29 protein-coding genes are annotated in these 26,701 nt (G+C 61.2%); 17 read left to right on the forward strand and 12 right to left on the reverse strand.

Annotated elements, in window-relative coordinates; genetic code table 11:
* Nucleotides 1-92 precede the first annotated feature (92 nt).
* From parE to J2X43_RS26700, 3 genes are all read left to right on the forward strand, one after another.
* Entirely contained in the window at nucleotides 93-2,165 is a 2,073-nt protein-coding gene (parE, locus tag J2X43_RS26690; protein ID WP_310299806.1) for a DNA topoisomerase IV subunit B, read from the forward strand.
* Nucleotides 2,166-2,461: 296 nt separating this feature from the next.
* A complete protein-coding gene (locus J2X43_RS26695; protein WP_310299809.1) occupies nucleotides 2,462-3,658 on the forward strand; it encodes an AI-2E family transporter in 1,197 nt (398 codons plus the stop codon).
* Nucleotides 3,659-3,813: 155 nt separating this feature from the next.
* The gene (locus J2X43_RS26700) at nucleotides 3,814-4,227 is read left to right on the forward strand and encodes a hypothetical protein (RefSeq protein WP_310299812.1); all 414 of its coding nucleotides are present in this window, start codon (nucleotides 3,814-3,816) and stop codon (nucleotides 4,225-4,227) included.
* On the opposite strand, the gene J2X43_RS26705 is transcribed toward J2X43_RS26700, so the two are convergent.
* The 3 genes from J2X43_RS26705 to J2X43_RS26715 form a co-directional block, all read right to left on the reverse strand.
* Nucleotides 4,224-5,363 (reverse strand): DUF2336 domain-containing protein, encoded by a 1,140-nt coding sequence (locus J2X43_RS26705; RefSeq protein ID WP_310299815.1) that lies wholly within the window; start codon nucleotides 5,361-5,363, stop codon nucleotides 4,224-4,226. The two genes, J2X43_RS26700 and J2X43_RS26705, sit on opposite strands and share 4 nt — an antisense overlap.
* Nucleotides 5,364-5,484: 121 nt before the next feature.
* Nucleotides 5,485-6,090 (reverse strand): flavin reductase family protein, encoded by a 606-nt coding sequence (locus tag J2X43_RS26710; RefSeq protein ID WP_112518321.1) that lies wholly within the window; start codon nucleotides 6,088-6,090, stop codon nucleotides 5,485-5,487.
* Nucleotides 6,090-6,674, reverse strand: coding sequence for a nitroreductase (locus tag J2X43_RS26715; protein ID WP_310299819.1), 585 nt, complete (start codon nucleotides 6,672-6,674; stop codon nucleotides 6,090-6,092). Before J2X43_RS26715 ends, J2X43_RS26710 begins: the two co-directional genes overlap by 1 nt.
* 113 nt (nucleotides 6,675-6,787) lie before the next feature.
* Here J2X43_RS26715 and J2X43_RS26720 point away from each other — a divergent pair, with 113 nt between their 5' ends.
* Together J2X43_RS26720 and J2X43_RS26725 are read left to right on the forward strand one after the other, a co-directional pair.
* Nucleotides 6,788-7,888, forward strand: coding sequence for a hypothetical protein (locus tag J2X43_RS26720; protein ID WP_310299822.1), 1,101 nt, complete (start codon nucleotides 6,788-6,790; stop codon nucleotides 7,886-7,888).
* 182 nt (nucleotides 7,889-8,070) lie between these two features.
* Nucleotides 8,071-8,283 (forward strand): hypothetical protein, encoded by a 213-nt coding sequence (locus J2X43_RS26725; protein ID WP_112387345.1) that lies wholly within the window; start codon nucleotides 8,071-8,073, stop codon nucleotides 8,281-8,283.
* Nucleotides 8,284-8,355: 72 nt separating this feature from the next.
* On the opposite strand, the gene thrS is transcribed toward J2X43_RS26725, so the two are convergent.
* The 4 genes from thrS to J2X43_RS26745 all read right to left on the reverse strand — a co-directional run bounded on the left by thrS (nucleotide 8,356) and on the right by J2X43_RS26745 (nucleotide 11,856).
* Nucleotides 8,356-10,362, reverse strand: a complete 2,007-nt coding sequence (gene thrS / locus J2X43_RS26730) for a threonine--tRNA ligase (protein WP_310299827.1) — start codon at nucleotides 10,360-10,362, stop codon at nucleotides 8,356-8,358.
* Nucleotides 10,363-10,488: 126 nt separating this feature from the next.
* Nucleotides 10,489-11,013 carry a DUF1697 domain-containing protein gene (locus tag J2X43_RS26735; protein ID WP_112387343.1) on the reverse strand — a complete coding sequence of 175 codons (525 nt, stop codon included), beginning with the start codon at nucleotides 11,011-11,013 and terminating at the stop codon, nucleotides 10,489-10,491.
* Nucleotides 11,010-11,405, reverse strand: a complete 396-nt coding sequence (gene yidD, locus J2X43_RS26740; protein ID WP_310299830.1) for a membrane protein insertion efficiency factor YidD — start codon at nucleotides 11,403-11,405, stop codon at nucleotides 11,010-11,012. The genes J2X43_RS26735 and yidD overlap by 4 nt, the downstream gene beginning before the upstream one ends.
* 4 nt (nucleotides 11,406-11,409) lie before the next feature.
* Nucleotides 11,410-11,856, reverse strand: coding sequence for an iron-sulfur cluster assembly scaffold protein (locus J2X43_RS26745; protein WP_310299833.1), 447 nt, complete (start codon nucleotides 11,854-11,856; stop codon nucleotides 11,410-11,412).
* Between the two features lie 301 nt (nucleotides 11,857-12,157).
* On the opposite strand from J2X43_RS26745, the gene folE reads away from it, so the two are divergent.
* The 3 genes from folE to J2X43_RS26760 all read left to right on the forward strand — a co-directional run bounded on the left by folE (nucleotide 12,158) and on the right by J2X43_RS26760 (nucleotide 14,344).
* A complete protein-coding gene (folE, locus tag J2X43_RS26750; RefSeq protein WP_310299836.1) occupies nucleotides 12,158-12,772 on the forward strand; it encodes a GTP cyclohydrolase I FolE in 615 nt (204 codons plus the stop codon).
* A 27-nt stretch (nucleotides 12,773-12,799) separates the two neighbouring features.
* Complete coding sequence (gene hisI, locus J2X43_RS26755; RefSeq protein WP_112387339.1) at nucleotides 12,800-13,252, forward strand: phosphoribosyl-AMP cyclohydrolase; 453 nt, start codon at nucleotides 12,800-12,802, stop codon at nucleotides 13,250-13,252.
* A 117-nt stretch (nucleotides 13,253-13,369) separates the two neighbouring features.
* Nucleotides 13,370-14,344 (forward strand): patatin-like phospholipase family protein, encoded by a 975-nt coding sequence (locus J2X43_RS26760; protein ID WP_310299841.1) that lies wholly within the window; start codon nucleotides 13,370-13,372, stop codon nucleotides 14,342-14,344.
* Nucleotides 14,345-14,359: 15 nt separating this feature from the next.
* Here J2X43_RS26760 and J2X43_RS26765 read toward each other — a convergent pair whose 3' ends face one another.
* Together J2X43_RS26765 and J2X43_RS26770 are read right to left on the reverse strand one after the other, a co-directional pair.
* Entirely contained in the window at nucleotides 14,360-14,794 is a 435-nt protein-coding gene (locus J2X43_RS26765; RefSeq protein WP_112387337.1) for a CBS domain-containing protein, read from the reverse strand.
* Between the two features lie 97 nt (nucleotides 14,795-14,891).
* Nucleotides 14,892-15,668, reverse strand: a complete 777-nt coding sequence (locus J2X43_RS26770; RefSeq protein WP_310299844.1) for a rhomboid family intramembrane serine protease — start codon at nucleotides 15,666-15,668, stop codon at nucleotides 14,892-14,894.
* Nucleotides 15,669-15,946: 278 nt separating this feature from the next.
* On the opposite strand from J2X43_RS26770, the gene J2X43_RS26775 reads away from it, so the two are divergent.
* The 7 genes from J2X43_RS26775 (at nucleotide 15,947) to J2X43_RS26805 (ending at nucleotide 22,357) form a co-directional block, all read left to right on the forward strand.
* Nucleotides 15,947-16,582 (forward strand): PAS domain-containing protein, encoded by a 636-nt coding sequence (locus J2X43_RS26775; protein ID WP_310299848.1) that lies wholly within the window; start codon nucleotides 15,947-15,949, stop codon nucleotides 16,580-16,582.
* 124 nt (nucleotides 16,583-16,706) lie between these two features.
* Entirely contained in the window at nucleotides 16,707-17,315 is a 609-nt protein-coding gene (locus J2X43_RS26780) for a PilZ domain-containing protein (RefSeq protein ID WP_310299851.1), read from the forward strand.
* A 63-nt stretch (nucleotides 17,316-17,378) separates the two neighbouring features.
* Nucleotides 17,379-18,347, forward strand: a complete 969-nt coding sequence (gene pip, locus J2X43_RS26785) for a prolyl aminopeptidase (RefSeq protein ID WP_310299855.1) — start codon at nucleotides 17,379-17,381, stop codon at nucleotides 18,345-18,347.
* A gap of 381 nt (nucleotides 18,348-18,728) precedes the next feature.
* Nucleotides 18,729-19,328, forward strand: a complete 600-nt coding sequence (locus J2X43_RS26790; RefSeq protein ID WP_112387332.1) for a transglutaminase-like cysteine peptidase — start codon at nucleotides 18,729-18,731, stop codon at nucleotides 19,326-19,328.
* 240 nt (nucleotides 19,329-19,568) lie between these two features.
* Nucleotides 19,569-20,321 (forward strand): hypothetical protein, encoded by a 753-nt coding sequence (locus tag J2X43_RS26795; RefSeq protein WP_310299857.1) that lies wholly within the window; start codon nucleotides 19,569-19,571, stop codon nucleotides 20,319-20,321.
* A 121-nt stretch (nucleotides 20,322-20,442) separates the two neighbouring features.
* The gene (locus J2X43_RS26800; RefSeq protein ID WP_310299862.1) at nucleotides 20,443-21,969 is read left to right on the forward strand and encodes an SPOR domain-containing protein; all 1,527 of its coding nucleotides are present in this window, start codon (nucleotides 20,443-20,445) and stop codon (nucleotides 21,967-21,969) included.
* Between the two features lie 112 nt (nucleotides 21,970-22,081).
* Nucleotides 22,082-22,357 (forward strand): hypothetical protein, encoded by a 276-nt coding sequence (locus J2X43_RS26805; protein ID WP_112387329.1) that lies wholly within the window; start codon nucleotides 22,082-22,084, stop codon nucleotides 22,355-22,357.
* A 4-nt stretch (nucleotides 22,358-22,361) separates the two neighbouring features.
* Here J2X43_RS26805 and J2X43_RS26810 read toward each other — a convergent pair whose 3' ends face one another.
* Both J2X43_RS26810 and J2X43_RS26815 read right to left on the reverse strand, forming a co-directional pair.
* Complete coding sequence (locus J2X43_RS26810; protein WP_310299866.1) at nucleotides 22,362-22,799, reverse strand: DUF1489 family protein; 438 nt, start codon at nucleotides 22,797-22,799, stop codon at nucleotides 22,362-22,364.
* Nucleotides 22,800-22,861: 62 nt separating this feature from the next.
* The gene (locus tag J2X43_RS26815) at nucleotides 22,862-24,268 is read right to left on the reverse strand and encodes an L-serine ammonia-lyase (RefSeq protein ID WP_310299868.1); all 1,407 of its coding nucleotides are present in this window, start codon (nucleotides 24,266-24,268) and stop codon (nucleotides 22,862-22,864) included.
* 233 nt (nucleotides 24,269-24,501) lie between these two features.
* Between J2X43_RS26815 and J2X43_RS26820 the strand changes: the two genes are divergently transcribed.
* The gene (locus tag J2X43_RS26820) at nucleotides 24,502-25,269 is read left to right on the forward strand and encodes a DUF599 family protein (RefSeq protein WP_310299871.1); all 768 of its coding nucleotides are present in this window, start codon (nucleotides 24,502-24,504) and stop codon (nucleotides 25,267-25,269) included.
* Entirely contained in the window at nucleotides 25,270-26,271 is a 1,002-nt protein-coding gene (locus J2X43_RS26825) for a heparan-alpha-glucosaminide N-acetyltransferase (RefSeq protein ID WP_310299874.1), read from the forward strand.
* 4 nt (nucleotides 26,272-26,275) lie between these two features.
* On the opposite strand, the gene J2X43_RS26830 is transcribed toward J2X43_RS26825, so the two are convergent.
* A complete protein-coding gene (locus tag J2X43_RS26830; RefSeq protein WP_112387324.1) occupies nucleotides 26,276-26,668 on the reverse strand; it encodes a MerR family DNA-binding transcriptional regulator in 393 nt (130 codons plus the stop codon).
* Nucleotides 26,669-26,701 lie beyond the last annotated feature (33 nt).

Genomic DNA, 26,701 nt, shown 5'->3' on the forward strand with positions numbered 1-26,701 from the left:
CTGATTCGCAAACGTGACATCAAATGCGGTGATTTTGGGTCCAGCCCATGCGGACGGGCTGCCCAAACAGGATTGAAGATCTGAACGATTCCATGGATGACAGCAACGACCTCTTCGCCGGAATGCCCCTCGCGCCCAAGCAGGAGGAGCCAGCAAAGCCGGCTGCGCCTGCCGAAAAGCCCGTCGTGGCAACACCCGCCGCTTCCGCCCGCCCCGGCCCCATCTCATCGACCTCGGATGATTACGGCGCCTCGTCGATCCGCGTTCTCGAAGGCCTCGAGCCGGTGCGCATGCGTCCCGGCATGTATATCGGCGGCACCGACGAGAAAGCATTGCACCATCTGTTTGCCGAAGTCATCGACAACTCGATGGACGAAGCCGTTGCCGGTCACGCCAACTTCATCGAGGTCCATCTCGATATCCAGGGCTATCTGACGGTCAGCGACAACGGCCGTGGTATCCCGGTCGAGAACCATCCGCAGGTTCCCGGCAAATCGACGCTCGAAGTCATCATGACCAAGCTGCATGCCGGTGGTAAGTTCGACGGCAAGGCCTATGAAACGTCGGGCGGCTTGCACGGCGTCGGCGTCTCTGTCGTCAACGCGCTATCCGACGATCTGGAAGTCGAGGTCGCCCGCAATCGCAAGCTCTACCGCCAGCGGTTTTCGCGCGGCCTGCCGCAGGGTGGTCTTGAGGAGCTTGGCGACGTTCATAACCGTCGCGGCACCCGCGTCCGCTTCCATCCCGATCCGCAGATCTTCGGCGATCATGCCAAGTTCGATGCCGGCCGGGTGTTCCGTATGGCGCGGTCGAAAGCCTATCTCTTCGGCGGCGTCGAAATCCGCTGGAGCTGCGATGACGGCATTCTGCCTGAAGGGTCCGATGTCCCGAACAAGGCGGTCTTCCACTTCCCCGGCGGCTTGAAGGATTATCTTCAGGCAACGATGGGCAAGGACTTCACCGTCACCCGCGAGATCTTTGCCGGCAAGACGGAGAAGGCCAGCGGCCACGGCTCGATGGAATGGGCGATCACCTGGTATGGCGGCGATCCCCAGCTTCATTCCTATTGCAACACCATTCCGACGCCAGAAGGCGGTACGCATGAGGCCGGGCTGCGCATTGCTCTGACCAAGGGTCTCAAGGCCTATGGCGAGCTGACGCAGAACAAGCGTGCCGCGCAGATCACCACCGACGATGTGATGATCTCCGCGGTCGGCATGCTATCGATCTTCATCCGCGAGCCTGAGTTCGTCGGCCAGACCAAGGACAAGCTCGCCACTGTCGAGGCCCAGCGCATCGTCGAAAACGCTCTGCGCGACCCCTTCGACCATTACCTCGCCGACAATCCCAACGAGACAGCCAAGCTGCTCGACTGGGTGATCGAACGCGCTGAAGAGCGCCTTCGCCGCCGCAAGGAAAAGGAAGTCAACCGCAAGACCGCGGTACGCAAGCTGCGCCTGCCCGGCAAGCTTGCCGATTGCTCGCAGAACACCGCTGCCGGCGCCGAACTCTTTATCGTCGAAGGTGACTCGGCAGGTGGCTCCGCCAAGCAGGCGCGCAACCGATCGAATCAGGCGATCCTGCCGCTGCGCGGCAAGATCCTCAACGTCGCCAGCGCCGGGCGCGAAAAGCTCGGTGCCAACCAGCAGCTTTCGGACCTCGTCCAGGCGCTCGGCTGCGGCACCCGCTCGAGATACCGCGAGGAAGACCTCCGCTACGAACGCATCATCGTCATGACCGATGCCGACGTCGACGGTGCTCACATCGCCTCGCTGCTGATCACCTTCTTCTATCAGGAGATGCCGGAGCTCGTTCGTGGCGGTCACCTCTTCCTTGCCGTTCCGCCACTCTACAAGCTGACGCAGGGTGCGAAATCGGCCTATGCGCGCGACGACAGACACCGCGCCGAGCTGATGGAGAAGGAATTCAAGGGCAAGTCGAAGGTCGAGATCAGCCGGTTCAAAGGTCTCGGCGAAATGCTGCCCGCCCAGCTCAAGGAAACGACCATGGATCCGAGCAAGCGCACATTGCTGCGCGTGCTGATCGATGAGATCGATTTCGAGGGTACGCGGACGGCGGTCGATGACCTCATGGGCACCAAGCCGGAAGCCCGCTTCCGCTTTATCCAGGATCGAGCCGCTTTCGCGGAAAACCTCGATATCTAAGAGGCGACTCGCAGAAGACTTCGAAACAGCGCGACGGATTTGCTCCGTCGCGCTGTTTTCGTTTGGCGTTCTGCCATCCTTTGCGATTTCTCGTTGAGCGGAGCGCATCATCTTTTCGCTGACGGTCAACACTCTGGCAGGAAATTGCCGTCACACTGGCTTCAGCACAAAGCGCTATGCCAACCGCGGCATGGTCCTTGGCGCTGCCGGAGCAACTGGCATTTCCTGGCCGAAATGCTTGCGTCCGGTGGCACGATGGCCCATATCCGTGGTTGAGAAGAAAAGCAGGGAACGACGTGAGCCTCTCGAATAAAAACAAACTGCCAGGCGAGCCGCGGTGGCTTGGTCCCTCCGCACATGCCCGCACGCCTCTCATTCCCTCGATTTCAGCTGCCCGCTGGCTCCTGATCCTGATCGTCGCCGCCGGCGTCTATTTCTTCTACGGCTTCGTCGTCCCGGTCCTGGCAGCCCTCGTCATCGGCTTTGCCAGCTGGCCGCTTTATCGCAAGCTGCTGGCCCGCGTCGGCGGCAACACCACCATCGCGGCGACCATCGCCATCATCCTGATCATCACCTTCCTGGTCATTCCGATCGTCTTTGCCATCACCTATACGACGGGTGAAGTCCGTGAATGGGTCGCCTGGGCGATCCGCGCCAACCGCATGGGTGCGCCTACCCCGCAGTGGATCCTCGCCCTGCCCTTTGCCGGTCCCTATATCGACGAACTCTGGACGAAATATATCGGCACGCCGGGTTCGATGGGCGAAGTCATCCAGGCCGTCAGCGGTGCCAATATCGGTAATATTTACCGCGCGGTTCTGGCAGCCGGCGGCGCATCGTTCCATCTGCTGTTGACGCTGCTTTTCATGCTGATCGCGCTGTTCTTCGTCTATCGCGACGGCTCGTCCTTCTCCAAGCAGATCGACATGCTCGGCGAGCGCATCCTGCCGAACCGCTGGGAGCGGATCTCCCGCGTCGTTCCGGCAACCATCAGCTCGACAGTGATGGGCATGACACTGATCGCCATCGGCGAAGGCATCGTTCTCGGCATCGCCTATTGGATCGCCGGCGTGCCCTCGCCCGTGACGCTCGGCGTGTTGACCGGCATCATGGCGCTGATCCCGGGTGGCGCGCCGCTCTCCTTCACGCTGGTATCGATCTATCTGGTCGCCAGCGGCTCGCATGTCGCCGGCGCCGGGCTGTTCATCTGGGGCAGCGTCGAACTCTTCATCGTCGACAAGACACTAAGGCCGAAACTGGTCGGCGGCCCGATCAAGCTTCCTTTCCTGCCGACCTTCTTCGGTCTGGTCGGTGGCGTGAAGACCATGGGATTCCTTGGCCTCTTCATCGGCCCGGTGCTGATGGCTCTGCTGGTCGCCATCTGGCGCGAATGGATGCACGAAGTCCGCACCGCCGATCAGAACGGTACCGGACCCGAAATCATCATCGACGAACAGGCGCCGCCATCGCAGCGTGCGGCAGCCGAGGGCTGATTAGCCGAGGTGCTTTTCCTCAACGTCCGCTCGAGCGCCGCGCCATCGCGCGGCAAACCGTGCACGTGCATGACGAAATGGTAATGCAGCCGCCTTTATTCCGTTGGAATTGGAACGTCTAAGATTCTCAGTCTCAACAGCCGAAGGCCTCGGATATGCAAGCCGTTCTCATCGCCATGACCATCTTCGGGTGCAACGATTCCGTCACCCAGTGCAATTACGTGGCGACGGTCGACAAGCATTGGCAAACGGTGGCCATGTGCGATGCCGAATCGGAAAAGCAGCTGAAGGGCTTTACCAACGCCAAATATCCGACGGTGATCGCCGTCTGCGAGGAACCGAAGCCCGTAGCCGCCCCCGAGACGCCGAAGCTTGAAGCGCAGGCAACGGCGGCGGCTCCAGTCGCCGAACAGCCGCAGCCAACCGGTCTTCGCGCCTACGCCGTGCGCGTTGCCGAGCGCGTCCGCGCCGGGCTGCCAACCGGTGACGACATCAAGCAGACGCTCGTCAAGCCGGTGCATTTCGTTTCAAACGGATATTCCTGGGTCGCCCAGCGCTTTAGCCACTAGGCTGCGACAAGCGCCGCCTGCGAGGCATAGGCGCGAGCCGACTGGCGCTGTTCGGCAATATGGAGCTTCTCGACCATGTCGAGCAGTTCCTTGACCGCGTCATGGGTGCCGTGATGGCGGAAGCGTTCAAGCAGCCGCCCGCAGATCGTCGAAAGCATCGTTGCCGAAGCCTTGCGCGAAGCTTCGCGCCATAGCAGCGTCGCCTCGACAAAAATGGTGCTGATCTCGCGCGTCAAACCAGCTGTCTCGTACAGCGCGCGAATCGCATGCATGCGGCCAGTCGCCAGGATCGAGCGGACCCGTCTTTCGCTGCAGCCTGTCAGGTTGACGACGGCGCCTGCGAAGAAGTCGACCTTTCCCGAGCACAGTGCATGCATCAGGAAGGATGGCGTCAGATGGCCGTGGACGCGCAGATGCTCGACGAGGTCGTCGATCTCGCGCGGCTGAATCTCGCCGGCGATCGAGACGACGGCAGACTGCGTCGCCTCGCGGCTGATCCGCTGCAGACGGTTGAAGCCGATGGCGGCCTGGACGAGCGGCAGCGCCACCAGCGCATCGCTGACATGCTGCGTCAGAAGCTGGCGGGCATCGGCCGGCAGACTGTCGCGATCGAGCAGCAGATTGCGAATATCGCAGCAGTCACCGAGCCTTTCGGCGATACGCTTCAGCGAATGCGGTGCAATCGAGGCGCCCTCGTTTTCAAGCAGGCAGAGCACGTCCTCCTCGCCGCCGATCTCGGCAAGCGCCGCACAAACGGCGCGCGACAAGCTGCTGCGCGCTGCGATCAGCATCCGCGTGACCTCGCTGCCCCGTCCGGCGAGATCGACGAGATCGGCATCGGTCAGTAGCGGCGAGCAGGTAACGGCATGGCAGGCAATTTCCGGCTGATCTTCGGCCAGCGCCAGGATCAGCGAGCGCGGTGCCTCATCTGACCAGGCGATGGCTTCCGCGAGAGCAAGGCGGACTTTCGGGGACGGATCGTCGAGCAGGAAGGTCATCGCCATCTCGGCGGCCTTGCGCTCTTCCGGCTGCATCTCGGATTGCAGATAGGCCCGGCCAAGGGCGCTGGCCGCTCGTGCCCGGTCTCCGGACTTGGCAGTTTCGACCCAGCGAAGGAATGCCTCTACAATCACCATTACGCCCCAACCTGCGGAACGTGATTCCTTCACGCTCCTCTTGTTCTGAGAACGCTACCGGCAAATGGTTTATGATTGGTTCACCATATTCATTAACCCCTGTGCGCAGGGCACAAGCGCATCAGGGCGTCTTCGGCCGCATCATTTCGAAGACATCGCTGCCTTCCGCGTAGTCCATGTATCCCATGCGGGCCACCGGCCGGGCGATCGACATGTCGAGGCGGCCTTCGCGGATGATCGTCTCGTCGATATGGATGCCGACCACCTCGCCGAGCACCATGACATTCTCGGACGGCTCGCCGGACAGCCCCTTCGGCTCGATGATTTCGGTCACCTTGCATTCCAGAACCGCAAAGGCTTCCGCGACATAGGGTGCGTCGACGATCTCGCCCTGCCGCGCCGTCAGCCCCGCTAGCTCGAACTCGTTGGTTCCGTAGGGCACGGCCGCCGATGATACATTCATATGCTCGACCAGATGGCGGCTGACGAAATTGCAGGTGAAGACGCCGGTATCGGCGGCATTCTTGTAGCTGTGCTTGCGCCCGCTGGAGGAGAACATCACTAGCTTCGGACGGTCGGAAATGGCGTTGAAGAAGGAATAGGGGCCGAGATTCAGCGAACCATCGGTGCCCTTCGTCCCGATCCAGCCGATCGGCCGCGGCGACACGATCGCCTTGAAAGGATCATGCGCCAGGCCATGTTTATTGGCGTCCGTCCGGTAGAACATCAGTTCTCTCCACCGACCCAGGTTACGGTTTCCGTCAGTTCCGGGCGCGGCCGCTCGACCGGCGGAAATTCGGACGACCCCATATGGATGAAGCCGGCAACCTTCTCACCGGGCTCAACGCCGAGCAGCGGATAGGCGCGCTCGTCGAAGGCGAACCACTCGGTCAGCCAGTTCGCCACCCAGCCATGCGCATTGGCGGAGAAGATGACGTTGAGGCACAGCGCACCCGCAGACATCACCTGCTCCCATTCCGGAATCTTGAAATGCGGCCCGGCCTTGCTGACGATCGCGACGACGACAGGCGCCCGGGTGAAGCGGGTGCGTTCGACCTGGATCATCTCGTCCGACAGTTCAGGCTTGGCTTCGAGGGCGAGCTTCAGCAATTCCTCGCTGATCCGCACGCGCTCCTCGCCGCGATAGACGATGAAGCGCCACGGCGCCAGCTTGCCGTGATCTGGAACGCGCGACGACAGGCGAAGGATTTCCTCGATTTCGGCTTTGTCGGGACCCGGCTCGCACATCTGGAATGCAGGAATGGAACGGCGCACGTTGAGGTAATCGATCAGCTTGATATCGGATTTCATGCGGGAGAAACTTTCAATTTCAGGACTGTAACGAGGATGGGTCTTGAATTTGCCATCGGGTTGGTCTTGAAGTGGCCCCTGTGATTTCTAAAGTCAATCGGTCCAGGAAACTCATGACCGGCATTTTGCCCCTTGCGCGGATAGCCCTTGCGCTTGCACTGGTGATCTTCTCGCCGTTTTCGGCAGGCGCGCAGGATGCATTCAAGGACTTCAAGCAGCTCGACACCACGGCCAAGATGCCGAAGCTGAACGCTTTCATCGCCCCCGGCACGACGCCGCCGGGCGCGCTTCTGCATGAAGTGCCGATGGAGGCAAAGCTGACGGCCGACGGACAGCCGGTGGAAGACGGCCTTTCCTGGTACGTCTTCAGCCCGATCGCCGGTGCCGACGGCAAGCTGCCGCTGATTGCCAGCGCCAAGGGTGGTTCCGCTGCGTTCCAGCTGGCGCCCGGTGACTATTTCGTCAACGTCTCCTTCGGGCGCGCAGGCGTTACGAAGAAGGTCAACGTGCCCGAGAGCGGCGCGGTCGATAAGCAGGTCATGGTGCTCGATGCCGGTGGTCTGCTGTTGAATGCGGTATCCGGTTCCGACGTCCGCATCCGCCCGGATCAGCTGAGCTTCTCGATCTACTCTTCCGAAGTCCGTGACGACGGCGAGCGTGGCCTGGTGATGGCCGATGTATCTCCGAACACGGTCGTCCGCCTGAATGCCGGAACTTATCACGTCGTCTCCGAATATGGCGACGTCAACGCCGTCATCCGCGCCGATATCCAGATCGAGGCCGGCAAGCTGACGGAAGCGACGATCCAGCATCGCGCGGCCCAGATCACTTTCAAGCTCGTCTCCGATGCCGGTGGCGAGGCAATCGCCGACACGGCATGGTCCATCCTGACGGCGGCGGGCGACAGCGTCGGCGAAAGCGTCAGCGCCTTCCCGACCATGGTGCTTGCCGAAGGCGAATATTCCGCGGTCGCCCGCAACAAGGACAAGATCTATCAGCGCGACTTCAAGGTCGAAGCGGGCAAGAACACCGACGTCGAAGTGCTGATGAAGGACGTCCAGCCGCAGGAGCCGGATAGCGCCGCAACGACCGTCCAGCCCGAACCGCAGCCCTCTGCGGCCGGTGAGCCGCCGCAGAAATCGGCGCAAGCGCCGCTGCCGTCCTACGACCAGCTGGTTCCGAACAGCGGATCGGACGGCGCAGACGCGGACTGATTGGCCGCTCCCCTCCTCTGAACGGAGCATTCCCCTCGCCCATCCCGATGAACGGCGCATAGCCCGCGCGCCGAGCACCTGCATCCGATTAGGCGAATGGAAGCCTGCAGGTGGACATGCGATTGTTGCGCGTGCGGAGGGGTTCCGTATCGAGAAGTCATGCCGAACGAAGGAGGTGTCCCATGAGGACCATCTGCGCGGCATTGACGATGTGTATCGCGCTCGCGCTCTGCGCGCCGAGTGTCAAGTACGTCAGTTTGCCCGGATATGCCTTCAAGACCGACCCGAAATGCATGCGGACGGTATCGAAGGCCAAGTTTGACCGCAAATGCGATTACCCGAAACTGGGGATCAAGGATTTCACGCCGCCAAGCGTAACCGTTCTCGGAATTTGATCCATGAAATTCAAAGGGGCGGCGCTCGATCGAGCGCCGCCCCTTTGCATGCTTGTCTTCACCCGGATGGGTTCAGGCGGCCTTGGCTTTCTTCGCCTCGATCTTGCGCCGAACATCCGGTGGCGTCGCTTCCCAGGTCAGGCTTTCGATCGCCGCATCAAGCGTCATCGAGGTCTGCTCCTGGCTGCCGAGCCGGCGGATATTGACCGTCCGCTCTTCGGATTCCTTCTTGCCGCAGACGATGATCACCGGAACCTTCGTCACCGAATGTTCGCGGACCTTATAGTTGATCTTCTCGTTACGGAAGTCGGTCGAAACATTCAGACCGGCCTCGCGCAGTGCTTCGGCAACTTCCGCGCCGTAGCCATCGGCTTCGGACGTGATCGTCGCGACGACAATCTGCTGCGGTGCGATCCACAGCGGCATGTGGCCGGCGAAATTCTCGATCAGGATACCGAGGAAGCGTTCCATCGAGCCGCAGATGGCGCGATGGATCATCACCGGCTGCGTCTTTTCCGAATTGCTGTCGATGTAGAAGGCGCCGAAACGCTCCGGCAGGTTGAAGTCCACCTGCGTCGTGCCGCACTGCCATTCACGGCCGATGGCGTCCTTCAGCGTATATTCGAACTTCGGCCCGTAGAAAGCACCCTCGCCCGGCAGAATGCCGGTCTTGATGCGGCCCTCAGACTGCTCCTCGATCATCTTCAGCACGTCCATCATAACGCTTTCGGCGCGATCCCAAAGGGCGTCGGTGCCGACGCGCTTTTCGGGACGGGTCGAGAGCTTGACGACGATCTCCTTGAAGCCGAAGTCCTCATAGACCGAAAGGATCAGATCGTTGATCCTGAGGCATTCCGAAGCCATCTGCTCGTCGGTGCAGAACACATGCGCGTCGTCCTGCGTGAAGCCGCGGACGCGCATCAGCCCGTGCAGCGCACCAGACGCCTCGTAGCGATGCACGTTGCCGAATTCGGCAAGACGGATCGGCAGCTCGCGATAGGACTTCAAGCCATGCTTGAAGATCTGCACGTGACCCGGGCAGTTCATCGGCTTCAGTGCGAAGATGCGGTTGTCGGCTTCCTTGTCTTCAGGATGCGTAAAGGCGTAAGCCGACTTCACCGCAAACATGTTCTCCTGATACCAGCCCCAGTGACCCGAAGTCTCCCAGAGCGAGGCGTCGAGAACCTGCGGTGCGTTGACCTCTTCGTAAGTGCCGGCCAGACGGCGGCGCATGTAGGCGGTCAGCGTCTGGAACATCCGCCAGCCCTTGCCATGCCAGAAGACGACGCCCGGGCCCTCTTCCTGGAAATGGAACAGGTCCATCTCGCGGCCAAGCTTGCGGTGATCGCGCTTCTCGGCTTCGGCCAGGATATGCAGGTAGTTGTCGAGCTCTGACTGCTCGGCGAAAGCCGTGCCGTAGATGCGAGAGAGCATGGCGTTGTTGCTGTCACCGCGCCAATAGGCGCCGGCAACCTTCATCAGCTTGAAGGCATTGCCGATCTGGCCGGTGGAGGCCATATGCGGACCGCGGCAAAGGTCGAACCATTCGCCCTGATTGTAGATCTTCAGATCCTGTCCTTCAGGGATCGCATCGACAAGCTCGACCTTGTACTGCTCGCCCTTGGCGGCAAAAACTTCCTTCGCCTTCTCGCGCGACCACACCTGCTTGGTGAAGGGCGCATTGCGGGCGATGATCTCCTTCATCTTCTTTTCAATCTTCGGCAGATCGTCGGGCGTGAAGGGCTCGTTCTTGGCGAAGTCGTAGTAGAAGCCGTTCTCGATCACCGGACCGATGGTGACCTGCGTGCCGGGCCAGAGTTCCTGCACGGCTTCGGCCATGACGTGCGCTGCGTCGTGGCGGATGAGTTCCAGCGCGCGCTCGTCATTGCGGGTGATGATCTCGATCTTGCCCGTAACAACGGGATCGGAAAGGTCGCGCACAACGCCGTCGATCGCAATGGCGACGGACTTCTTGGCAAGCGACTTGGAAATGGATTCGGCAACCTCGCGCCCGGTCGTACCAGCAGCGAAATCGCGCACATTGCCATCAGGGAAAGTCAGGGAAACGGATTGGGACATATCGATATTCTCCTTGTCCAGTCCCGCCAACGAATGCGGGTGGTTGCAATGAAGCGCGCGTCCGTACGCAAGCGCTGCCGCCTGATAATCGGATTTGGCCTCTTAGTAAAGAAAAAGCAGGTCTTGTCAGAGCATCTCGGCCAAGCCGCGGATGGTGTTCCAGTTGCGCAGCGTGCCCGCCCCCATGCGCTTGGTGGTCAGCGCCGAAAGCAGTTTCCATTCGCTGGGCTTGCCGGCGAAATCGATCCACAGATCGCCATCGGCAAGCGCCAGACGCTGGCTGGGGTCGGCATAGGCCTTCAGCTTGTCGAGTGCCGAGATATCGAGCGGCTTGCGCATGACGCGAACGATCACCTGGCTGCCCTCACCATCAGGAAACGGATTGGACCGTGCCAGCCGCTCCCAGCTCTTGCCGGTGCGGACGATGATGTCGACCGGCTTGCCGAACTTCTCGATGAACGCCGCCTCCAGCTTCTTCTCGATATCACCGGTAGGCGACTCCGGTGCTTCGAAGATGATATTGCCGGTCGAGACAAGTGTGCGTGGGTTGCGGTAGCCGAGCGCCGAGGCCATGTCGCGCAGGTCGGACATCACCACCCGGCGTCCCGGCGCCAGGACGATACTGTGCAGCAGGGCAACGTAGACGGTCACGCGGCTTTCCGGCCGAACGCGAGATAGCGCCAGGGTGTCCACCAATGGAATCGCCGTTCCAGCCGTTCCGGCACCGGATCGAGCCCGCTCGTGCCACCCGGACCGCAGCGTCCGACGCGAAACAGCGTCATCCATCCGCCTGCCCACAGCCCATGGCGGGCGACGGCCTCGTAGCCATATTCGGAGCAGGTCGGGATATGACGGCAGGAATTGCCGATGAAACCGGAGAGCGTCAGCTGGTAGAGCCGGATGAAGCCCATGCCTGCGAGCCTGCCCGGCGTTTTCGGGAAAGCGCCCGCGTAGTTGCGGGAGAAGCGTTTGGGCTTTTGCGGAGCCGCCGCCGCGCCGCCCTCGTCTTCGTCGTCATGCTGCAGGGAGCAGAACTCGCACATCGCCTCAGGCTTCCACCATCTCGGCGCGCTTCGCCTCGATCTGGCCGATGGCATCGACGACGGCGTCGAAGGTCAGCATCGTCGAGGCGTGCCGCGCCTTGTAATCCCTGACCGGGCGCAGATAGCGCATTTCCTCGAAGCGGCCCTCAGGTCCCTCGCCATCGGCCTTTAGCATGTCGAGCATATCCTGGCGCGCCTTGCGCAGTTCGCCTGCGGTGGCGCCGACGACATGGCGGGCCATGACCGACGAGGACGCCTGGCCGAGCGCGCAGGCTTTGACGTCATGGGCGAAATCGCTGACGGTATCGCCATCCATTTTCAGCCAGATCTTCACCTTCGAACCGCATAGCTTCGAATGCGCCTGAGCGCTGGCATCGGCATCATCGAGGCTGCCGATCCGCGGAATATTGCCGGCGAATTCCAGGATTTTGCTGTTGTAGATCTCGTCCATGATCAATTCCGCCCCAGATCGCTGCGGACCGGCTCATTCGGTGGTCATTGTATCTTAAACAAAAAACGCACCGTCTCGTGTTAGCATACTTACATGAAGACGCTGTCTTCCTATATGTATGTCGTTCGAGGGCCATGAAAAAGCAATGGCCTCCGGTAAGATTGATTGGGAAACCGTGCCGGATGGGCGACGCCCTGAAAGCCCCGGAGCCTGCCAAAGGTGCAACATTCCTGACAGGGGAGACCAGTTGGCGAGTCCGAAAGACGATCCGCATTCGAGCGGATCAGGAGACTTGAACAGTATGGACGCCATCGTAAAGAATTTTCCGCAGAACAGCCGCGATTCCAACCGCCCGAGCCAGAAAGAAGCCGAAGACGCCGTCCGCACGCTGCTGCGTTGGGCCGGTGACGATCCGGCGCGCGAAGGTCTGCTCGATACGCCCTCCCGCGTCGCGAAGGCCTATCGTGAACTCTTCGCCGGCTATGATATGGATGCCGAGGATGTGCTCGGCCGCACCTTTGAAGAGGTTGCCGGCTACGATGACATGGTCCTCGTCAAGGACATTCCATTCTTCTCGCATTGCGAACACCACATGGTGCCGATCATCGGCAAGGCGCATGTCGCCTATATGCCTGACGGCAAGGTCCTCGGCCTGTCGAAGATCGCCCGTGTCGTCGAAATCTTCGGCCGGCGCCTGCAGACGCAGGAAACCATGACGGCGCAGATCGCCAAGTCGATAGATGAGACGTTGCGTCCGCGCGGTGTCGCGGTCATGATCGAAGCCGAACATATGTGCATGGCCATGCGCGGTGTGCAGAAGCAGGGTTCGACCACATTGACGACAACCTTTACTGGGACCTTCAAGTCCGAACCTGCCGACCAGGCGCGATTCATGTCCATGGTACGGGGCCGCTGATACCGGCTTCACAAAGAGAGCCGATCGATGACGCCATTCGCCTTCAATGCGCCTTCTGACGACAAGTCCGAGCTCGAGGACGCGGGGGATTTCACCCCGCGCTTCGATGATCGTGGACTGATCACTGCGATCGTGACCGACGTTCAGGACGGCGAGCTCCTGATGGTCGCACATATGAATGCGCAGGCCCTGGCGCTCACCATCCAGACAGGCAAGGCGCACTACTTCAGCCGTTCGCGCGGCAAATTGTGGATGAAGGGTGAAACGTCGGGCAATATCCAAACGGTCAGGGAGATCCGTACCGATTGCGATCAGGATGCCATCTGGCTGAAAGTAGAGGTCGCCGGTCACGATGCGACATGCCATACTGGCCGCCGTTCATGCTTCTACCGGACCGTATCGTTGCAGGATGGAAAGCCGATGCTCGACATCGTCGATGACGAGCGCCATTTCGATCCCGCTGACGTCTATAAGAAATAGCGCAAAACGGCGGCATTTGCTTCTTATAGGGACAGATCAGCCCTCTATATACGATTTGGAAAGGGAAAAGGAACACACTTCGAAAACACAGAGTGTTCTGCCGGGAGGAGGCACGCCATGCTGAACTGGAGTTTGCACCGTCAGGGCTCTGAAGCTGGCCAATCCGATTCCGGTTCGTCTTCCGCATTGCCCGATATGACAGTTCCTCCGATCTCCCCACCACCACAGAAGAAAGCCAAGATCGCTCTCGCGCTAGGCGGCGGCGCCGCGCGTGGCTGGGCCCATATCGGCGTGCTGCGGGCGTTGGATGAAGCCGGCATCGAGATCGGAATGATCGCCGGCACCTCGATCGGTGCGCTGGTCGGCGGCTGCTACTTGGCCGGCAAGCTCGACGAGCTCGAAGAATTCGCGCGTTCGCTCACCATGCGCCGCATCGCCAGCCTGCTTGATCTGACGATCGGCGGCAGCGGCCTGTTCGGCGGCATGCGGCTGACGAAGCGCATGGCCGAGCATCTGGAAGGCTTGAATATCGAGGATCTCGACCGTCCGTTCGTCGCCGTCGCGGCCGAGGTCAATACCGGCCACGAGGTCTGGATTTCCAATGGCTCGCTGATCACGGCGCTGCGCGCTTCCTACGCCCTGCCCGGCATCTTCGAGCCCATCCGCAGCAACAACCGGACGCTCGTTGATGGCGCCCTCGTCAATCCGGTGCCGGTCTCCGTCTGCCGCAGCTACGAACAGCCGCTCGTCTGTGCCGTCAACCTCAACTACGACCTCTTCGGCCGCTCCGCCGTCGTCAAGCACAATGCCGGACTGACGGTGCAGGAAATGCAGAAGCGCGAGGAAACACCCTATACCCGTCTCGGCATGACCGGCGTCATGGTGCAGGCCTTCAACATCATTCAGGATAGAATTTCACGCGCCCGCCTGGCGGGCGACCCGCCGGATATTTCGCTGCATCCGCGGCTGAGCGATATCGGGCTCTCAGAGTTCCATCGCGCCGGCGAGGCAATCGAGCGCGGTTACCAGGAAGCCTCGCTGAGGCTTCCTGAACTGAAGCGAATGCAGGAAGCTTTTGCCGGCCACGCGTAATGGCCGGCGCCGCACCTACCCTGCAATATAGGCCTTGATCTCCTCGGCCTCGCGCTCGACCGCCGCAATGCGGGTCTTCACTACGTCACCGATCGAAATGATGCCGCTGAGCTTGCCGTTGCTCTCCACCGGCACATGCCGGAAGCGCTTGCTGGTCATCAGCTCCATCAGTTCATTGACGGTCGAATCCTCGTGGCAGCGGAACACTTTGGAAGTCATCATCGAGGCGACCGGTTGGTCAAGACAGTCCTTGCCGGATTTGGCGATCGCATGAACGACGTCGCGTTCGGTAAATATCCCGGAAATCTTGCCCTGCACGCCGACGATGACGATCGCGCCGATCTTTTTCTGGCTGAGCACCTTGGCGGCTTCGGCAACGGTGGTGTTCGGACCAGCCGTCACGACGTCGCGGCCCTTCAGGTCGAGTATGGCTTTTACTGTGTTGGACATCAGCAACCTCCTATGTCGTAAGTGGATACACTTTACTGGATCACAGGCATCCGCGACGGTCTCTCCTCCCAACGCGGATCAGTTGGAATGGTGCACTTCAACGATCAGGATTGCAATACGACGGCTCGTCCTGACCTTCGTCCGTAGGCGGTAGTGCACGGTCGAACAACGGAAACAGGAAGAAGCCGAAGACGAAGCCGCCGATATGGGCGTCCCAGGCGATCGCCTGGCTGCCATCGCCGACCAGCGGCACGCCGACGGCGATCAGCGCGTTGCCGAACAGCCAGAACAATGTAAAGGCGATCACCGTGCGGCTGCGGAACGTCTGCGCGATCGAAAGCCGCGGATTGAGATGCGCCGGCCGACCCGGACGCGCATCGGCAGGAAAGGCAAACCGGCAGGCTGCACCCATCAGGCCCGAAATCACGCCGGACGCGCCGATCAGCAGCGTCGGATCGCCCCAGTTCAATGCGGCATGCAACGCTGCCGAAGCGATCGACGAGAGGAACCAGAAGGTTAGATAGCGGCCGATACCGATCCGCCGGATCACCGGCGCACCGAAGGCCATCAGCCACAGGCCGTTGAACAGGATATGCTCGATGCTTCCGTGCAGCAGCGAATAGGTTACCGGGCTCCACAGCCACTGCAGCCCCTGCTCCGACAGCGGAATCACGTAGCGCGCGGGAATGAAGCCGAAGGTGAGGAGCAGCCACTCGACCGCCTGATCCGGCAGGACCAGCGTCTGCACGGCGTAGATAGCGGCAAGAAGGGCGAGTGTTGCAACGAGGATGCCTGGCAGATTGAAGACCGGTTCGCGCTTGGCCTGCACCCGTTCCTCACCGTTCGTCTGCCGCTCCGGCGATTGCTCGTCCATCTGTACCCTCATATTTCGAGGCCACAGCCTTACAGGAGCGTCGGGCAAAAAAAAAGCCGTCCGGCAGAACCGGACGGCGGCCGAGCGTCCCCCGGGATAACCCCGTGCCCGATAAGTCTTTCGTGCTGAACTTCGTTTCCGAAGCGATGACAAGACATCTCCCACGGACAGGCGGGACGGGCAATCGAAACTCTTCTTTAACCTTAACGGGCCCGACTTGGCATGAAACCCGCAGGATAACACCCAAGCAGGCCATGACGGCCTGATTCTGGACTGTAATGAAACAGATTGGGTGCACCGTGCGTCATCACACCATCATCGATGTTTACGACTACTGGAACCGTTTGCGCGGCACCCGGGACGCGCCGCTGAAATCCGAACTGGAACCGTCCACTTTGGGTCACATGCTGCCCAGCCTCTTCATACTGGAGATCAGCGCCGAAGGCCCGGTCACCTTCAGGCTGGCCGGCGCCAAGATTTCCGATCTTTTCGGCCAGGATCTGCGCGACGAAAGCTTCTCGGCATTGTTCGGCGAAGGATATGGCAACACCATCGAAGCCACGCTGGCCGGCGCCATGCGCCATGCGATGCCGGCACTGCTCAACGTAACGGGTTACAGCACCGCCGGCCACCGCGCAGCCTTCGAGATCGCGCTAATGCCGCTGCGGTCGGATGACGGTCACTGCGAGCGCCTCTTCGGCGTCATTGCCGCCACGACTGTCGCCAGCTGGCTGGAGGTCGTGCCGCTCGATTTCCTGGTGCTCGACCGCTGCCGCGCGCTGCGGAATTTCCAGGGCGACGCTAGTGCCGAAGCAGGCTGGCAGGTGAGCACCAAACCCACAAGACCGCATGGTCTGGGCGCGATTCTGGGGCGCGTCGTTTCCTCGTTCCGCAGTGGTTCACCTGCCCGCTGACGCGTCTCGAAACGATACAGATCGGATGCTTGCCAGAAGCTGCAATGTGAGGTCGTCAGACAACCTTCTGTTAAGGTGTTGCGGGTAAAGATCGCACTATATCATTTTATAAAGAAGCGCTTTCATGCACTCGTTCCAGCAAGCTCAGACGCAGAGAGCGCCGCGCCCTGAACAGGGTGTTTTTCAGCGCGTGCCGATCAATATGCAGGGCCGGCTGATGCTTGCGAACTACGAAGAGTTCGAATGCATGGTCATCGACATGTCGCCAGGCGACATGTACGTCACCTGCCCCGGCCGGCCGCGCGCCAACGAACGTGTCGTCGCCTATATCGACCATCTTGGCCGCGTCGAAGGCCACGTGCAGACCGTCGATGCCCGCGGCTTCACCATGTCGATCAATGCAACGGAACGGAAGCGCGAGAAGCTTGCGGCACAGCTGACCTGGCTCGCCAACAAGCACGAACTTGGCCTGCCAGAAGACCGCCGCCACGACCGTCTGACGCCGCGCGAAACCAAGAGCGAACTGACGCTCGAAGACGGTACGCGCTATGTCTGCCGTATCATGGACCTTTCGCTGTCGGGCGCTGCCGTCGACGTCGAGGCCCGGCCACCGCTCGGCACAGCGATCCGCCTCGGCAACATGCGCGGCCGCGTGGTGCGCCATTTCTCCGAAGGCGTGGCGCTCGAATTTCTCTCGCTCCAGTCCCGCGAAACCCTGCGCGAATTTCTCTAGGCGTCATCTTGCCGTCATCGCCGTCGGTGATCAAGGCCGCCTCGCAAGAAGGCGGCTTTCTTGATGGCTGTATTATTTCCTGAGATCGAGCCATACGATCACGGCATGCTGGATACCGGCGACGGCAACCGGCTCTATTTTGAATGCTGCGGAAATCCGGACGGCCTGCCGGTTGTCGTTTTGCATGGCGGCCCGGGCTCGGGGTGCTCGGCTGCGTCCAGACGCTATTTCGATCCGTCGGCGTACCGGATCATCCTCTTCGATCAGCGCAATTGCGGCCGCAGCCTGCCGAATGCGGCCGACCCGGATTGCGATCTTGCTGCCAACACCACCTGGCATTTGGTCGCCGATATCGAACGCCTCCGCGAACATCTCGGCGTCGGGCGATGGCTCCTGTTTGGCAACTCCTGGGGTACGACGCTCGCGCTTGCTTACGGACAGCGTCACCCGCAACCCGTTGCAGGCATGGTTCTAGCGGGCATCACCACGACACGCCGCTCCGAGATCGACTGGCTGTGTAGCGGCATGGCCCGGCTCTTCCCCGCTGACTATGCGCATTTCATCGGGGCCATTCCACACAGCCTCCGCGATCGCGGACCACTCGCATCCTATTTCGCTATGCTGAACGGCCCGGACGTCGATCTGCGCCAGGCCGCCGCCTTGGCCTGGCACCGGTGGGAGGCCGCGTCGATCCTGCTTGCCGATCCGAACGGCATGCCGCGCCGGTGGGCCGATCCGCGCTATCTGCTGATGCGTGCGCGGATCGTGACGCACTACTTCCATCACGGCGCCTGGCTGAAGGACCGGCAGCTGCTCGACGAAGCCAGCAAGCTTCAGGGCATACCCGCAACGCTGATCCAGGGCCGGTTCGACCTTGAGGCGCCGTTGACCACCGCATGGGAACTGGCCCAATCCTGGCCGGAGGCCGAGCTCGTCATCGTCGAAAATGCCGCTCATTCCCTCGACAATAGCGTCATCGCCGCCGCTATCGTTGATGCGGCGGCAAAATTTCTGCATTTTCTCGAAAAATAATTTTCGCCTGAATCGGACGAAAACCTGCCAATTCGGCGCTTTTTGCGCCCTTATGTCAGCGATCTTGCATCTGATCCGGAAAGATCAGCCCGCAAGGCAGCGTTAACAACGCGATAATAAGCCACAATCCGGAACACTCCGCCGTTAACTTTTACCCCGGAATAGCGCCATTCCGGCACAGAACCCGTATCGGGAATAGCTGCAATTTTAATCGAATTTGCCGCAAATTTTCTGCTGTTTTTATGCGTATTCGACTCAAATATCGCTCAAGTTTTCTGTGCTTTTGAATCAACTAAGCGCTTAATTTGACTACGTAATTTTGCGTCGGATAAAACCGTCGATGTCATTGTCACCTCAACAAACGGGGAGACGGCAGAGACAATGTTCAACGCAATCAAGAGCGGCATTTTCGCCAGTATCATGATGATCACCATGACGGGCACAGGACAGGCGGCGCCCGGCAGCATGACGCTTGCAGGCAACGCTAGCCCACCGATCGGCGCCTATCAGTTCTGCAAGGAAAATCCGGCCGATTGCAGCAATCCCGCCGGTGACGCCGGCCCGCTGCTTCTCACCGAAGCACGCTGGAAGGATATCCTGAAGATCAACTATCAGGTCAACTCGTCGATCCAGCCGATGACCGACATGGAGATCTACGGTGTGGAAGAGCGCTGGGCCTACCCGCGTACCGTCGGCGACTGTGAGGACTATGCGCTCTTGAAGCGCAAGCTGCTGATCGATGCCGGCGTCTCGCCGTCCGACCTCCTGATGACCGTGGTGCTGCAGCCGAATGGCGAAGGCCACGCCGTCCTAACCGTCCGCACCGACCACGGCGACTTCATTCTCGATAACATGCGCAACAAGGTCATGCTCTGGGCCGATACCGAATACACCTACCTCAAGCGCCAGTCTTCGGATGATCCGAATCGCTGGATGAAGCTTCAGGATGGCCGTGCGGTTGCCGTCGGCAGCGTGAAGTAAGAGACCTGCCGGGATTTTCCGGCACCATAGCCAGGCACCGGTCAGTCCCCCGCATCCCCGTCCCCGACCGGCGCCCCAGAGCCGCTCCCGCTGTCCCGGGAGCGGCTCGCCCTTTATCGGGCGCCCCGCATCCCTTTGGTTAATGCGATATTAACCACCCTCACCTGATGATGCCGTCAGATTCATCCAGGCACCGGCGGCTCACGTTTTTCTTGCGGCGGTCAACGACTGAGAGCCGTCATGAGCCATCTCGCCCCCAATGCCGCCGCAGTCGACGAAAGCCCGATCCTCTCCAGTGGCTTCCTCATCCGCGTGACCGCCGCCGTCGCCGTTCTTGCCGTCCTGACCATCGCGATCAGCCTCGGCGGCCGCTGGTTCGGCCGCCACATCACGCTGGCAGGCAATAGCGACAGCACCCAGGCCGTCAGCGTCACGATCGGCCGCGACACGCTCAACCTTTCGGAAAACACGATTCGCTTCCCGAGCCAGCGCCATGCCGGCGTCTCCGAGCGTGCCGACCTGTATCTGACCTGGCCGGAAATGCAGGGCTACACGAAGAACGACCGCGAACGCTTCGACGACGTCGCCCAGTCGGCCGGCCTCATCTTCCTGCAGATCACCCAAAGCACGATGTCGCGCGACATGTCCGGGCGAATCGAACCGATCTACGCCCATCTGATGGACGGTACGGCCAAGCCCTATGCCGATGGCCTGACGCTCCACAACCTGCGCGCCGATGCCGGCTACACCGGAGAGGTCCTGCTGACGGCAGAGCGCCCGAACGCGGCCGACTATGCCGTTCGCTGCATCCTGCCCGAATCGCCCGAGCTCGCGACCAGCGGCGACTGCCAGCGCGACATCAAGGTCGGCAAGGATCTGAGCGTGCTTTACCGATTCTCCAGCCGTCATTTGAACGATTGGGACCATATTGATGCCGCTATTCGCTCTTTTGTGGAGGCGCGCCTTGCGACCCGTTCTGCGACAAGCCGGTAAAACGCGGCTGACGGGCGAAAGAAACGATTAATCATAAACGGATTGGTAACTCAGCCCCGGTAACTTCCGTAGTCAACGATCGCCGCGGAGGGGCGTGCGGTCCGGTTCAAAAACATCAGAAATGCAAGCGAAGAGTGAAATAGTGTCAAGGTCAGTCTCCTCCGTACATCCGTCGCGGTCCGGCAATTTCCTGGTGAAGATGCTTGCGGCACTTGCGATCGCCACGACGGCGTTTCTCGCCGAATCGGTTACCGCGGAAGCGGAAGCAGCCAATCCGAAATATGCAGGCATCGTCGTCGATGCGAAGACCGGCAACGTTCTGTACAGTGAGAACGCCGACCGCCTTCAGTATCCGGCATCGCTGACCAAGATGATGACACTCTACATGACCTTCGAGGCGCTGGAGCAGGGCCGCATTTCGCTCGATACCCGCGTTCCCTTCTCCCCGCACGCTTCCGCACAGGCGCCGACCAAGCTCGGCGTCCGCACCGGCGGTTCGATCACCGTAGAACAGGGCATTCTCGGCCTCGTAACGCTGTCTGCCAACGATGCGGCAACCGCGCTTGGCGAGATGATTGGCGGTGGCAGCGAAGACCGCTTTGCGCAAATGATGACGGCCAAGGCCCATGCGCTCGGCATGACCCGCACCACCTATCGCAACGCCAACGGCCTGCCCAACACGGCGCAAATGACGACGGCCCGTGACCAGGCCCGCCTCGGCATCGCGCTCCGCCAGCATTTCCCGCAATATTACGGCTATTTCGCCACGCAGAGCTTCAAGTTCGGCACCCGCACGATCCGCAGCCATAACCGTCTCGTCGGTTCCGTGCGCGGCGTCGATGGCATCAAGACCGGCTATACCCGCGCTGCAGGCTTCAATCTTGTCAGCTCCGTGCAGGACGACGGCCGCTCGATCGTCGGCGTGGTCATGGGTGGTGCCTCTACCCCTGCCCGCGACAACCAGATGCGCAAGTTGATCGCCACCTATCTGCCGAAGGCTTCGACCCGCGGCGGCACCAAGCTGATTGCCGAACCGGCTCCGACGCGGGCACCTGCCCCGGCAGCTGAAGTTCCGGTCGCTGCTGCCTCCGAGATCGAATTGCCGCATACAGCTCCGGCTCCGGCCGCACGCTACGAAGTTGCCGCTGCGGCGACCGCTTACACCGACACACCTGCCGTCAAGACGGAGAACCCGCTGGTGGCAACTCAGCAGCCGACCGAGATGCCGTCGCCGACAAAGGTCAAGACTGTCGCGATCAAGGGTTCGGTTGCCGTCCCCACGCCGGCGCCTGCCTATATGCCGGAACAGGCTGACGACAATTCCGTCGATCAGCTGACCACGGCTTCCGTCCCTGCGGCAAAGGCTGCTGCGACGCCTGCACCTGTCACCGAAAAGGGTCCGTCCGGCTGGGTTGTCCAGATCGGCGTCTCGTCCAGCAAGGATGCAGCGATGGATCTGCTGCAGAACGCCAAGGCCAAGGGCGGCAAGGCGCTGAGCTCGGCCAAGCCTTTCGCTATCGCCTATGCCAATGACGGCGAACAGATTTACCGCGCCCGCTTCGGTGGTTTCGACGACCAGCGCGACGCGGTCAATGCCTGCAAGGCGCTGAAGCGCGCAGGCGTCAAGTGCTGGGCGGCTGCCCAGTGAGACATTCGGTGCCGCCAGTCCTGTTTCTGACGGCACCGCTGACGGCCGAACCGGTGTTTGCGGTTCTGGTCGAAGTTCGTGACCTCGATTGTTAGTGCGTACGGGGAATATTATGGCGATCAATGGAAATGTACCGGGCTTTCCGCCCGAAGGACGCGCAACCGGCAAGCCGGCCCGCATCGGCCTGCACCCGCTTCATGAGGCTGCATTGCGCCTCGCCGAGATCGGGCGGCCGCGCGCGACCAAGTCGGCCAAGACCAAGGATCTGATCAATCTTCTGCTGACCCATGGCGCCCGCGCCTGGCGCTACCAGCAGCCCGAAGCCCGCATCCACCTGCACGTCACCTGCCCGGAAGGTACGTCGCCGGTCACGCTGCGGCTTCGCTGATTATCTAGAGCAATCCGAGTTCCGAAAGCTCGCGGCGCAAGTCCGCGGGCATTTCAGCAATACCGGCGCCGAGGCTCATCAGGTCGCGCGGCGTATCTTCTTCCGGATAGTAGCGCCAACCCTGGAACGCCCGCTTCGGCTGAACCGATGTCTCGATGACCTCCGGTCCGAGAATGAGATGGCAGCGGCCGATGCCCTCGCCATCCGTGAAGGCCTCGATACCCAGCAGCTTCTGGCGCGCCTGTACCTGCCCCTTGATCACCCAATAGAGCGAGCCGCCGTCGAGAAGTTCATCGACGCGCTTCGGCACCATGCGGGTGGTGTGGATGGAGTGGGGCTCGAGACCGGCGGCAATCGCCCGCAGAGAACGTTCAGCGACCCATTCGCGCAGATCCTCGATGGAGTCGGCGCCAACGCACAATTTGATGAGATGCAATGCCATGCTGGCTGTTGAAATCCTTTTGACCGGCAGCGTCAAGCGCTACCGGCCCGAAGTCCACAAACTCAGCATTCCACGACGTTGACGGCCAAACCTCCGGTGGAGGTTTCCTTGTATTTCTCGCTCATGTCGTATCCGGTCTGACGCATCGTCTCGATACAGGCGTCGAGCGGCACGAAATGCTGGCCGTCTCCCTTGACCGCAAGCGAGGCTGCCGTCACCGCCTTGACCGCACCCAGCGCGTTCCTCTCGATACAGGGAACCTGAACGAGGCCGGCAACCGGATCGCAGGTCATGCCGAGGTGGTGCTCGAGCGCGATTTCGGCAGCGTTCTCGATCTGGGCCGGCGTCGCGCCCATGACCGCGGCAAGCCCCGCAGCCGCCATCGCAGCCGCCGAACCCACCTCGCCCTGACAGCCGACTTCGGCGCCGGAGATCGAGGCATTGTGCTTGATAATGCCGCCAACGGCTGCTGCTGTCAGCAGATAGTCGCGGATGCCGTTCTGGTCCCAGTCGTCATGGAAATGCTCGTAGTAGCGGATGGTTGCCGGAATGACGCCGGCCGCACCATTGGTCGGCGCCGTGACGACGCGGCCGCCCGCCGCATTCTCCTCGTTGACCGCCATCGCATAGACGCTCAGCCAGTCGTTGGCGAGCAGCGGGTTGATGCGATTGCTGCGCCATTCTTCCTGCAGCTTGTCGTGGATCTGGCGCGCCCGGCGGCGAACCTTGAGACCACCAGGCATGATGCCGTCGACCTTCAACCCTCGCTCGATACAAGAGCGCATCGCATCCCAGATGCGGTCGAGGCCGGCATCGAGCTCCTCGCGGCTGCGCTGGCTTTCCTCATTGGCACGCTTCATCTGCGCGATAGTGAGCCCCGAGCGATCGGCCATCTCCAGCATCTGCGCCGCGGTGGCGAAGGGATAGGGTACCTTGGTGGCGCCGGGCGCCGCCTTCTTCTTGGCGCGCATCTGCTCAAGCTCGGTATCGGTGACCACGAAACCGCCGCCGACCGAGTAGTAGATGCGGCGCAGCAGCAGCCGGTCGTCCTTGTCGAAGGCGGAAAAGATCATGCCGTTCGCATGGCCGGGAAGCGTCTGCTTCTTGTCGAAGACCAGGTCGTTCTTCGGCAGGAAGAAGTAGGCGGGATGGCCGGGCGGCGTGATGCGGCCGGAGCGCTCCACCTGATCGATGATGCCGTCCATCTTGTCGGGATCGACACTATCTGGCGCCTCGCCCATCAGGCCAAGGATCACCGCCCTGCCCGTCCCGTGACCGATCCCGGTATAGGCGAGCGAGCCATGCAGGCTGGCCTTGATCGACGCGACCTGCGCGCCTGATGAAGGGCGCGGCCACTCGTTCGACAGAATAAGCTCGAGGAAGCGGTTGGCAGCCGACATCGGCCCCATCGTATGCGAGCTCGAAGGCCCGACGCCGATCTTGAAAACATCGAATACCGAAAGGAACATGCCTGATTCCCAATAATGAACTGCACCGAGACTATCCCCGGGAGCAACTTGCCGCGCGCGGCGAACCGACATCGCGTTTGACCGGCGCGACACTGCCGAAGAAGGATTTAATGCCTGTCGGCGCTTTGCGAAAGGCCGGACCACTGGAAATCGCTTTGGGCCGCAGCCCCGGTCATTGCAGCATCTCATTGCATATGTAGAGTGGCGCCGGAGACAAAGGGGTTGAATCATCGATGCTTACGCTTGCGGACTATACTGCGCTTGCCTTCTTTGCCGTGTCCTGGCTCGGCTATTCCTGGCTTCTCCGCGGCCGGACCTTCTTCGGGCGCACCAGCCTGACGCATGCGATGGGCGAACGCCGCCGCGAATGGATATACAATTCGCTGCGCCGTGACCTGAAGATGATCGACACCCAGATCATGGCCGGTCTGCAGAACGGCACGGCTTTCTTCGCCTCGACATCCATCTTCGCGATCGGCAGCTGCTTTGCCCTGCTCGGCGCCACCGACAAGGTCAGCGCCATCTTTGCCGACCTGCCTTATGTCTTCGTCGGTAGCCACGTAAGCTTCGAGCTCAAGGTCGGCGGGTTGGCCGGATTGTTCGCCTATGCCTTCTTCAAGTTCGGCTGGTCCTACAGGCTTTTCAACTACTGCACGATCCTGTTTGGCTCAATCCCGATGATGCGCGACACCGAAGCGGATGTTTATGCGGCCGAGCGCGCGGCCGAACGGGTGATCCGCATGAACATCATCGCCGGCGGTCATTTTAACGAAGGCCTGCGGGCGATCTTCCTGTCGATCGGCTATCTCGGATGGTTCGTCAACGCTTACGTTTTCATGGCAACGACGGCGACCGTCGTCTTCGTGCTTACGCGCAGGCAGTTCTTTTCGGAGGCGCGGCTGGCGATCATGGATGTGTCGCCGCCATCAAATCTCCACCTTTCTCCTATTCCCCGCGACCCAGCGCAAAACGGCGACGGTGATTTGTCCGGGAGACAGTGAATGACGATGATGGCTGACAGCAACGGCAGCCCGGCGCATCCGCCCCGGATCGGCCTCCTTGATACGCTGCGCGGCGCCGCCCTGATCGCCATGGCAACCTATCATTTCAGCTGGGACCTGGAGTTCATGGGGTACCTTGCGCCCGGAACCGCCGAGACCGGCTGGCTGAAGCTCTATGCCCGCGCCATCGCCACCACATTCCTGTTCATTGCCGGGCTCAGTATGGCGTTGTCGAGCCAGGCAGGCATCCGCTGGCCGTCGTTCTGGAAACGCTTCGCGATGATTGCAGGCGCTGCACTGCTGATCTCCGTCGCAACCCGCATCGCCATGCCCGGCGAGTGGATATTCTTCGGAATCCTGCATTGCATGGCCGCGATGACGCTGGTGGGCGTCGTCTTCGCGCGCCTGCCACTATTCGTCACCGCCCTCGTGACAATCGCCCTGATCGCCGCCTGGATCGCCGATACCTTTGTTTCGCCGGGCATGCTTCGCTCGGCATCGTTCAACCAGCCGCTGCTCTGGTGGATCGGTCTCACCGACATGCCGCCGCGCTCGAACGATTATGTGCCGATCTTTCCCTGGGCCGCCGCCTATATGTCAGGCTTGACGCTGGCGCTGATCGCCCTGCGTACCAGCCTGCCGCAGACGCTTGCCGCATTTGGGACCGGCGGCTCGCTGCTGGCACGCGGCGGGCGCCACAGCCTGGCATTCTATCTGATCCACCAACCGGTGCTGATCGCCATCGCTTACGCAATGACCTTCGTCATGCCACCGGCAAAGCCGGATCTGGCCGAAATTCACATGCGCCAGTGCAATCCCGGCTGGTGCCAGGGCATGGATGCCAAGTCATGTCAGATCTATTGCGAATGCACGCTGACCGAAATGCAGGGGCAAAAGCTGCTGGAGCCCTTCCACACGGGAATCGTCAAGCCTGACGACGACCGGGTGCAGGCGATCGCCAATCAATGCAGCATCAAGGCGCTTCCGTCCGAACCGCAATAGCGGCTCAGGTACCGACGCCGATTTCGGCCAGCCGGCCGAGGCAGGATTCTTCGATATTGTCGAGTTCCGCCAGCGTGTCGTCGATATCCTTGCGCTTCTGGCGCAGGTCCTCACGCTTCTCATCGACGCGCTTCATCAAGAGCTTGAGCTGACCGAGTTCGCCCGGCGGCTCCTTGTAGACGGTGATGATCTCGCGGATCTCGGCGATGGTAAAACCGATGCGCCGGCCGCGCAGGATTTCCTGGATGAGCCTGCGGTCCGCCTGGCGGAAAAGGCGGGTACGGCCACGGCGCTCCGGATGGATCAGACCTTCGTCTTCATAGAAGCGAAGCGTGCGCGTCGACACACCGAATTCGCGCGTCAGCTCCGTTATGCTATAATACTTGTTCACAGGCATCAGATTCCCACTCTTTCCCGCCAATAATATTGA

The sequence above is a fragment of the Rhizobium sp. BE258 genome, from assembly GCF_031457345.1.
Taxonomy (GTDB): domain Bacteria; phylum Pseudomonadota; class Alphaproteobacteria; order Rhizobiales; family Rhizobiaceae; genus Rhizobium.

Coding starts and splice junctions, on each gene's coding strand:
- J2X43_RS26810 (WP_310299866.1), bottom strand. CDS start 22,799: ATGGCATTGCATCTCATCAAATTGTGCGTTGGCGCCGACTCCATCGAG.
- pip (WP_310299855.1), top strand. CDS start 17,379: ATGGCTGTATTATTTCCTGAGATCGAGCCATACGATCACGGCATGCTG.
- yidD (WP_310299830.1), bottom strand. CDS start 11,405: ATGTGCGAGTTCTGCTCCCTGCAGCATGACGACGAAGACGAGGGCGGC.
- hisI (WP_112387339.1), top strand. CDS start 12,800: ATGACGCCATTCGCCTTCAATGCGCCTTCTGACGACAAGTCCGAGCTC.
- J2X43_RS26765 (WP_112387337.1), bottom strand. CDS start 14,794: ATGTCCAACACAGTAAAAGCCATACTCGACCTGAAGGGCCGCGACGTC.
- J2X43_RS26770 (WP_310299844.1), bottom strand. CDS start 15,668: ATGGACGAGCAATCGCCGGAGCGGCAGACGAACGGTGAGGAACGGGTG.
- J2X43_RS26825 (WP_310299874.1), top strand. CDS start 25,270: ATGACGATGATGGCTGACAGCAACGGCAGCCCGGCGCATCCGCCCCGG.
- J2X43_RS26820 (WP_310299871.1), top strand. CDS start 24,502: ATGCTTACGCTTGCGGACTATACTGCGCTTGCCTTCTTTGCCGTGTCC.
- J2X43_RS26815 (WP_310299868.1), bottom strand. CDS start 24,268: ATGTTCCTTTCGGTATTCGATGTTTTCAAGATCGGCGTCGGGCCTTCG.
- J2X43_RS26780 (WP_310299851.1), top strand. CDS start 16,707: ATGCACTCGTTCCAGCAAGCTCAGACGCAGAGAGCGCCGCGCCCTGAA.
- J2X43_RS26760 (WP_310299841.1), top strand. CDS start 13,370: ATGCTGAACTGGAGTTTGCACCGTCAGGGCTCTGAAGCTGGCCAATCC.
- J2X43_RS26790 (WP_112387332.1), top strand. CDS start 18,729: ATGTTCAACGCAATCAAGAGCGGCATTTTCGCCAGTATCATGATGATC.
- J2X43_RS26775 (WP_310299848.1), top strand. CDS start 15,947: ATGAAACAGATTGGGTGCACCGTGCGTCATCACACCATCATCGATGTT.
- J2X43_RS26795 (WP_310299857.1), top strand. CDS start 19,569: ATGAGCCATCTCGCCCCCAATGCCGCCGCAGTCGACGAAAGCCCGATC.
- J2X43_RS26830 (WP_112387324.1), bottom strand. CDS start 26,668: ATGCCTGTGAACAAGTATTATAGCATAACGGAGCTGACGCGCGAATTC.
- J2X43_RS26725 (WP_112387345.1), top strand. CDS start 8,071: ATGAGGACCATCTGCGCGGCATTGACGATGTGTATCGCGCTCGCGCTC.
- J2X43_RS26710 (WP_112518321.1), bottom strand. CDS start 6,090: ATGTTCTACCGGACGGACGCCAATAAACATGGCCTGGCGCATGATCCT.
- J2X43_RS26715 (WP_310299819.1), bottom strand. CDS start 6,674: ATGAAATCCGATATCAAGCTGATCGATTACCTCAACGTGCGCCGTTCC.
- J2X43_RS26800 (WP_310299862.1), top strand. CDS start 20,443: ATGCAAGCGAAGAGTGAAATAGTGTCAAGGTCAGTCTCCTCCGTACAT.
- J2X43_RS26700 (WP_310299812.1), top strand. CDS start 3,814: ATGCAAGCCGTTCTCATCGCCATGACCATCTTCGGGTGCAACGATTCC.
- J2X43_RS26720 (WP_310299822.1), top strand. CDS start 6,788: ATGACCGGCATTTTGCCCCTTGCGCGGATAGCCCTTGCGCTTGCACTG.
- parE (WP_310299806.1), top strand. CDS start 93: ATGGATGACAGCAACGACCTCTTCGCCGGAATGCCCCTCGCGCCCAAG.
- J2X43_RS26705 (WP_310299815.1), bottom strand. CDS start 5,363: ATGGTGATTGTAGAGGCATTCCTTCGCTGGGTCGAAACTGCCAAGTCC.
- thrS (WP_310299827.1), bottom strand. CDS start 10,362: ATGTCCCAATCCGTTTCCCTGACTTTCCCTGATGGCAATGTGCGCGAT.
- J2X43_RS26805 (WP_112387329.1), top strand. CDS start 22,082: ATGGCGATCAATGGAAATGTACCGGGCTTTCCGCCCGAAGGACGCGCA.
- J2X43_RS26745 (WP_310299833.1), bottom strand. CDS start 11,856: ATGGACGAGATCTACAACAGCAAAATCCTGGAATTCGCCGGCAATATT.
- folE (WP_310299836.1), top strand. CDS start 12,158: ATGGACGCCATCGTAAAGAATTTTCCGCAGAACAGCCGCGATTCCAAC.